General features: G+C 50.2%; 7 protein-coding genes. All 7 read left to right on the top strand.

The window, feature by feature from the left end; translation table 11 throughout:
- On the top strand, window positions 1-1482 hold a 1482-nt coding region (locus tag BMY75_RS16495; protein ID WP_074836136.1), incomplete at its 5' end, for a recombinase family protein.
- Window positions 1483-1756: 274 nt separating this feature from the next.
- Entirely contained in the window at window positions 1757-1888 is a 132-nt protein-coding gene (locus BMY75_RS18680; protein ID WP_278289290.1) for a hypothetical protein, read from the top strand.
- 533 nt (window positions 1889-2421) lie between these two features.
- Window positions 2422-2760, top strand: a complete 339-nt coding sequence (locus BMY75_RS16490) for a hypothetical protein (protein WP_074836133.1) — start codon at window positions 2422-2424, stop codon at window positions 2758-2760.
- Window positions 2761-2894: 134 nt separating this feature from the next.
- Window positions 2895-4832 (top strand): ABC-F family ATP-binding cassette domain-containing protein, encoded by a 1938-nt coding sequence (locus BMY75_RS16485; RefSeq protein WP_074836130.1) that lies wholly within the window; start codon window positions 2895-2897, stop codon window positions 4830-4832.
- Between the two features lie 516 nt (window positions 4833-5348).
- On the top strand, window positions 5349-5843 hold the full coding sequence (locus tag BMY75_RS16480; RefSeq protein WP_074836127.1) for a terminase small subunit: 495 nt from the start codon (window positions 5349-5351) through the stop codon (window positions 5841-5843).
- Complete coding sequence (locus BMY75_RS18135) at window positions 5836-6009, top strand: hypothetical protein (RefSeq protein WP_170844335.1); 174 nt, start codon at window positions 5836-5838, stop codon at window positions 6007-6009. The genes BMY75_RS16480 and BMY75_RS18135 overlap by 8 nt, the downstream gene beginning before the upstream one ends.
- Entirely contained in the window at window positions 6002-7255 is a 1254-nt protein-coding gene (locus tag BMY75_RS16475; protein WP_074836125.1) for a PBSX family phage terminase large subunit, read from the top strand. Before BMY75_RS18135 ends, BMY75_RS16475 begins: the two co-directional genes overlap by 8 nt.
- The last annotated feature ends 5 nt before the right edge of the window (window positions 7256-7260 follow it).

The raw sequence follows: 7260 nt of genomic DNA, 5'->3' as shown, positions 1-7260 counted from the left end.
GGCTGGTCGGGGACTAACTTCGACAGACCCGATTTTCAGCGCATGGTCAGAGATATGGAGAACGGAAAAATCGGCACTGTCATAACAAAAGATCTCAGCCGACTCGGGCGTGACTACCTCATGACAGGTCAATACATCGAGATAATATTCCCCGAACATGACGTGCGATATATAGCCATTAATGACAACGTGGACACTCAGAAGTCTGAGAACGATATGATGGTCTTCAGAAATGTGTTCAACGACTTTTACGCCCGTGATACCTCCAAGAAGATCAAAGCAGTATTCAAGGCGAAAGGAATGTCGGGGAAACCGCTTTCTCCGATCGCACCTTATGGGTACAAGAAGTCTGAACAGGACAAAGATCAATGGGTCATAGACGAGGAAACCGCACCTGTTGTCAGAAAAATTTTCCGCCTTTGCATCGAGGGCTACGGTCCGATGAAAATCGCAAATATCCTGACTGATGAGAAGATCCTTCGACCGACTGCCTATAACGAGCTAAAGTCCACAGGACAGATAACCTGTGAAAAGCCCTATCGCTGGAACTGCAAGTCGGTGGTCGGAATACTTGAAAGGCAGGAGTATCTGGGAAAAATCGTGAATTTCAAGACCAGGCAGAAGTCATACAAATGCCATAAAACACTGTACAATCCTGCGGAAGACAGAATGATTTTTGAGAATACCCATGAGCCGATAATCAGCGAGCAGGATTTTTACGTAGTTCAGGAGATACGCAAAAACAGAAGGCGCAAGCAAAAAACCAACGAGATCAACCCGTTCTCGGGGATAGTTTACTGTGCCGACTGCGGCAAACTTATGTACATCTGCCGACACTCAAAAGAGGGTAAGAGCACCGAACATTTTAAATGCGGGAGTTATTCGTATGACAGCAAGGTGTGCTCAGCGCACTACATAAGGACGGTGGTGCTTGAACAGGTAGTCCTTGCGGAGATGAACAGCATTCTCGATACAGTCACAAAGAATGAAGAGGAATTCGTTCGCACAACTATTGACAGCAGAAATGCCGAGTATCTGAGCGAGGTCAAGAACGCGAAAAAACTGTTGACAAAGTCCGAAAAGCGAATAACTGAGCTGGACAGGCTGTTTACAAGGCTTTACGAGGATAACGTTTCGGGTAAGATCAGCGATTCACGATTTGAAGTGATGTCCAAAAACTATGAGAATGAGCAGGAACAGCTTAGGATCAAGGTCGCAGAGCTTACTAAGTTCATCGAAGACAAAGAGCAGAAATGCTCGGATATTCACGATTTCATCGAGCTAGTCAAGAAGATAAAGCACATCGACGAGCTGACACCCAAGAATCTGCGTGAAATGATCGAAAGGATAATAGTCCATGAACCTGATAAATCCAGCGGTCACAGGACGCAGGAAATCGAGATCATTTTCAGGTTCAATGTTGTAAAGTCGAGGATAGTACTTGACGGAAGAGATTTCGATAGGCGTAAAAAAGCCGCATAAGGCGGTATTCGTGCTTTATCGCTAGTGAACATTTGGTCAAGCTTTTCGCGAAAGGGTCCTAACGCCGGACGGGCGGATTTCGCGGCAGAAAACCCGCGCCCCAACCAAATTAAGCCGCGAATAGAGCTTTGGCTCAAGCCTTTCGCGAAAGGCTTGCGGGAGTTTGAGGGCAGAGCCCTCAATCACCAAGGCACGAAACCAAAATGCAGAGCGAACTTTAAAATCACAGCGAACTTCCCGCCCAAATAGGCGCGGCAATAACAAAAATCGGAGCGTGGACAATACAAACGTCTACGCTCTTTCTATCTGCGGAGAATTATTGCCGCGCCTGCTGTCAAACAGCGAAGCGTCTTTGACAGCTCGCCCCGCAAGGGGCGACCTTGGCTACCGCAGTACGTATGGATAAGAGTGCCGCACTCTGTAACGCTTGAAACATATATCAGTCCAAAAATCAGGACTTTACTTATACATTCGGACATTTGCTTGTGGTCAATAGTTTGTGAGGTTTCGCCCCTCGTTCCTCGGGGCGAGAAATCGGATTCGCTTCGCTGTCCGATTTCAGGCGCGGCAATATACTTACGCGGATAGTTTGTGCGGTGGCATACGTTCGCATACGCTCGGATTTTTGATATTGCCGCGCCTTTTTGACAGGGTCGGAAGTTCGCTGTTCTATTTATTGCTTTGTTGGCGCGTCGCTTTTGCGCCTTGACCGAGAGGCTCTGCCTCTCGAGCTCTCCGCAAGCCTGCTGGCGCGAGGCATATGCCGACGCAGTCGCATAAACCGCGCGCTTTGATTCGCGGCATAGTTTGGTTGGTGCGCGGGTTTTCTGCCGCGGAATTTTTTGGTCAGATAATTCATTTTTGGTATCTTTACTTTTCACATATCCTGTGATATAATAAAAAAGATAATGCACATATTTTCATCGGGAGGTGGGGGCTTTGTACTGCAGGCTTTATATGCATACGGATATGTCCCGCGAGGATGTTGTCGGGGTGCTTGAAAAGCGTTTCGGCAGGGCGAAAAAGCGCGGGATCTCGGACTATGGGTTTGGCAGGTTCGATATCATGATACGCAATAACGATGAGTTTCACCCGGACAGGCTGCGTATGTATCCCGACGGGTTTCTGTATTATGAGCTTACTGCTGAGGCGGATGTATATGAAGATATTATCCCGACGATGGACGCGATATCAAAGGTGCTTTGGGGCGCGGGGATACCGACTGTGGTGTCTTGCGATGAGGAAGAAGAGCTGAATCGCTACATTATGGGACTTTGAGTTGGGGCTGCGGAAATGGCGCTAATACGCGGGTGTCTTGGCACTGTGTGATCCGAACGGAAGAATTTATCTGCCGCGGGTGCGGTACGGAAATAGAGTGCAGGAAAGATCAGGGAAAATGACAGGAGAAAGTTATGCTGGTAAAGATCGAACATTTATATAAATATTTTAATGGCGAGCCGCTTTTGAAGGATATAAACCTTGTCATCGAAAACAGGGAGACCATTGGTCTTATCGGTGTGAACGGCTGCGGAAAATCCACGCTTCTGAATATTCTGACAGGGAGCATGGGCTTTGACAAGACTGATGACGGTCTGGGGTCGGTGGAGATATCGCAGAACTGCACCATAGGTTTTCTGCGGCAGAACAGCGGGCTGGAAAGTGATTCCACCATTGATGCGGAGCTTCACAAGGCTTTTGACAAGCTTCTGGCGGCACGCAAGAGAATGGACGAGCTGGAACAGCAGATGACGGGTCTTGCGGGGGCTGAACTGGAGACTGTCAGCGCGGAATACTCGGAGCTTTCGGCGTATTTTGAGGCTAATGACGGTTACAGGATAGATGTGAACATCAGCCGCATACTCAACGGTATGGGCTTCGGGGATGTGCCCCGTGACAGGGTGATATCATCCCTTTCGGGCGGTGAGAAGACACGTCTGGCACTGGCGAAGCTTCTGCTGGAATGTCCCGACCTTTTAATACTTGACGAGCCTACCAACCATCTGGACTTTACCACGCTGATGTGGCTGGAAGACTACCTGAAAAGCTACAAGGGCTCAATACTGATAGTATCTCACGACAGATACTTCTTAAACAAGATATGCACCAGGATATGCGAGATAGAGCTGGGCAGGCTGACCTCTTACAAGGGCGGATATTCGGCTTATGTGGTGCAGAAGAAGCACAATGCGGAACGTCAGCTGAAGGAGTGGGAATCTCAGCAGGAGGAGATAAAGAAGCTGGAGGAGTACATAGCCAAGAACAAGGTTAGGGCTTCGACGGCTAAGATGGCGAAATCGCGGCAGCATATGCTGGACAGGATAGAGCGCATCGAGAAGCCTTTGATGTTCACAAGACCGCCCAAGATAAAGCTGGAATACGATATCGAGCCTACCAAGGACATTGTCAAGGTGATAGACTGTCCGCTGGTGGTGGGTGAGGGCGAGAGCCGCAAGACCCTGATAAACAGCCTTGATATGCACATCAGGCGGGGCGAGCACGCGGCTATAATCGGGTCAAACGGCATCGGCAAGACTTCCATACTGAAGCTGATACAGAATATCATACCCCATGAGCGGGGAAACATCGTGTGGGGCGGAAACGTGAAGATCTCCTACTTTGAGCAGGAGCACAACATACTGCACATGGGCAGCACGGTCATTGATGAGATGCTGGACAGGTTCCCCTCGATGACACCTGCGGAGGCGAGAAAGGCGCTGGGTTCGGTACTTTTGACGGGCGAGGACGTATTCAAGCCCATATCGGTGCTCAGCGGCGGCGAGAGGGCTAAGCTGTGTTTTGCTATAATGGCGTACACACGCGGTAACGTGCTTATCCTCGATGAGCCTACGAACCACCTTGACCTGAACACCAAGGAAGTTCTGGAAGATGTGCTGGCGGAATTCGGGGGTACTATTATACTTGTATCCCACGACAGATACCTTATCAACAAGGTGGCTGACAGGATAATCGAGGTAAAGGCGGACGAGGTGAACTGCTACGAGGGCAATTTTGACGCTTATGCGGCGGCTGTGAGTGCGGCTGACAAGTCGGCGGCGGAGGCAGCTGCGGAGCAGAAGCGGATTCAGGCGGAGCAGGACAGGCGTGAGCAGAAGGAGATAAGCTACCGCAGCAAGGAGCAGCGTCAGCTGGAGGCGAAGCGCAGGGCGCGTCTGAAAGAGCTGGAGGAGCTGATAGAGCAGGCTGAGGTGGATATCTTCAGGCTGGAGAACGAGATAGCTGACCCCGATGTTGCGGCGAATTTTGAGCTGATGACGGAGAAATGCAACGCTCTTGAGGCGAAGAAGACCGCGCTTGACGAGATGATGGACGAGTGGGCGAGTCTGGAATAAACTGGATATGAATTTGGCGGAGAACGGCTGTACCTTGGTACGGCGGTCCTCCGCTTTTTGTTTTATCGGCTAACCCTTTAGCACACTGCTTCATACGCCAATATAATATATTCGAGGTATTCTTCCCCCCGCCTGCGGCGGGGGAAGAATACCGTCAACTATTGATAATGCCTGTTTAAAGGTTGTATAGAATGGTGTATCAGCGGGATAAACGTATTTTGTTTTATCGGCAGTTCGCGGGTGGGCGGGCTGTCGGTTTTTGATTTTGGGGTATTTTTGGTGGTTCGGTAAGGGGCAAAAAAGCATTTTTTGATGTTTTAACATATTTATATTTGAATGCGGGTTTCTTGTGAGATGTACACAGTTTTACGGATGGGAGTTTGGTGAAACAAATGTTTTATCATTTAATTCGGACATATTTCTGCAAGAGTTGTACAAAAACGTACAACTTTTTGGGGGTAAAAGGGTGATAGTGAAAAGGCTTTTTTGAGGAAGCCAAGAAAAGGAGGAACTATTATGAAAATTACACCAACAAAATTTGCGAAGATGTTTGTGAGGACGAGAAACGGTTCGGAGACGGCGGTGAGGCTGGGGTTCAGCCCTGAGGAAGCCAAGGAGCTTGAAGCGGATATGCTGGCGATGAAGTCGGTGAAGCGGGCGATACGCAAGCTGGACAGTGATGATATCCAGAACCTGTGTTATGTGAAGACGGGGCTTTCGCGGCTGGCATTCGGGAGCATTAACGATGCGGCGGCTCTGCTTTTTGCGGATGAACCTACAAGGGAAGAAGTGCTTTCTGCTGACCTTTTCAACGTATCGGAGATAAAGAAGGTCAAGGGGGGCGGTGTTGAGATGAAGTTTTTTGACAGGCAGAAGGCTCTGGAGAAGCTGGTGGAGCTTGACCCTGAACTTAAGGAAGTATCGGCGGCGCAGGAGTTTTTGAATGCGGTGTACGGCGGTTCGCAGGATATGGACGAAACGGAGATAGAAGGGGGAGATCTTGATGAGTAGGAAGATAGGTGCGGAAAGGGCTTGGAAGAAGGTTCTGGCGGAATTGGCTGTGCTTATGCCCGAGCTGAAAGAGGTGAAAACGGCGGAGGAGTTTCTGGCGGCGGTGGGGGTAAGTCCGCCCGAAACAGGGGAAACAGCCGAGAACGGGGGCGGTGCTGATGAGTAGGAAGCGGTACCCCTTGGTGTTTTCGGCTAAGCAGAGATTTCTGTTCAAGTGGTGGGCGAACTCTGCTTACAGGAAGTATGACGGGATAATCTGCGACGGTGCTGTGCGGTCGGGAAAGACAAGCTGTATGGCGCTGAGTTTTCTGGTGTGGTCCATGGGGCGGTTCAACGGGAAGAATTTCGGGTTCTGCGGGAAGACGATAATAAGTCTTAGGAGAAATCTGGTGACGGAACTGCTGAGATGGGCGGAAAAGCTGGGGTTCACGGTGGCGGAGAACGTATCGAAGAACTACATGGACGTGGATTTCGGCGGGAAAAGGAACAGGTATTATCTCTTCGGGGGAAGAGATGAAGCTTCGGCGGCGCTGATACAGGGTGTCACGCTGGCGGGGATACTTATGGACGAAACGGCACTTATGCCGCGGAGTTTTGTGGAGCAGGCGGTGGCGAGGTGTTCGGTGAGGGGGTCGAAGCTGTGGTTCAACTGCAACCCTGATAATCCCTATCACTGGTTCAAGCGGGAATGGATAAACAAAGCGGCGGAGAAGAATCTGCTGTACATACATTTTGAGCTGAATGACAACCCCTCGCTGAGCGAGGAAGTGAAAAGGCGGTACGAGAGGCTTTATTCGGGTGCGTTTTACGAGAGGTTCGTTCTGGGGCGGTGGAGTGCGGCTGAGGGGCTGGTATATCCCATGTTTGACGAGAAGAAATATGTTATCGAGGAAGCACCAAATGATTGCGAAAGGTTCGCGGTGAGCTGTGACTACGGGACAGTCAATCCGAGCAGTTTCGGGCTTTGGGGGCTGAAAGAGGACATATGGTACAGGATAGGGGAGTACTACTACGATTCGGCGAGAGAGGGCAGCAGACGTACCGATGAGGAACACTATGAGGCTCTGGAAGAGCTGGCGGGGGACAGGGAGATAGACTACGTGGTCTGTGACCCCTCGGCGGCTTCGTTCATACAGTGCATACGCAGGCACGGCAGATATCGGGTGATACAGGCGAAGAACGATGTGATATCGGGGATACGCAGGACACAGGATATGATACGTGACGGACGTCTGAGGTTCGGGGCTGAATGTAAGGACATACTGAGGGAGTTCACGCTTTACAGGTGGGAAGAAAGCTCGGGGAGAGATCAGCCCATAAAGGAGAACGATCATGCTATGGACGATATGAGGTATTTTGTGAGTTCGCTGGAAGAGGATACCGGTGGCGGATTCGCTGTGATATCGGTATGATTTGA

The organism is Hominimerdicola alba, from assembly GCF_900109655.1.
GTDB classification, from domain to species: Bacteria; Bacillota; Clostridia; order Oscillospirales; family Ruminococcaceae; genus Hominimerdicola; species Hominimerdicola alba_B.
The sequence above is the reverse complement of the archived record's forward strand: the minus strand, read 5'-3'. Positions and strand labels throughout refer to the sequence as shown.

Excerpts from the sequence above, each read along its gene's own strand:
- BMY75_RS16485 (WP_074836130.1), top strand. The coding sequence starts at position 2,895 with ATGCTGGTAAAGATCGAACATTTATATAAATATTTTAATGGCGAGCCG.
- BMY75_RS16480 (WP_074836127.1), top strand. The coding sequence starts at position 5,349 with ATGAAAATTACACCAACAAAATTTGCGAAGATGTTTGTGAGGACGAGA.
- BMY75_RS18135 (WP_170844335.1), top strand. The coding sequence starts at position 5,836 with ATGAGTAGGAAGATAGGTGCGGAAAGGGCTTGGAAGAAGGTTCTGGCG.
- BMY75_RS16475 (WP_074836125.1), top strand. The coding sequence starts at position 6,002 with ATGAGTAGGAAGCGGTACCCCTTGGTGTTTTCGGCTAAGCAGAGATTT.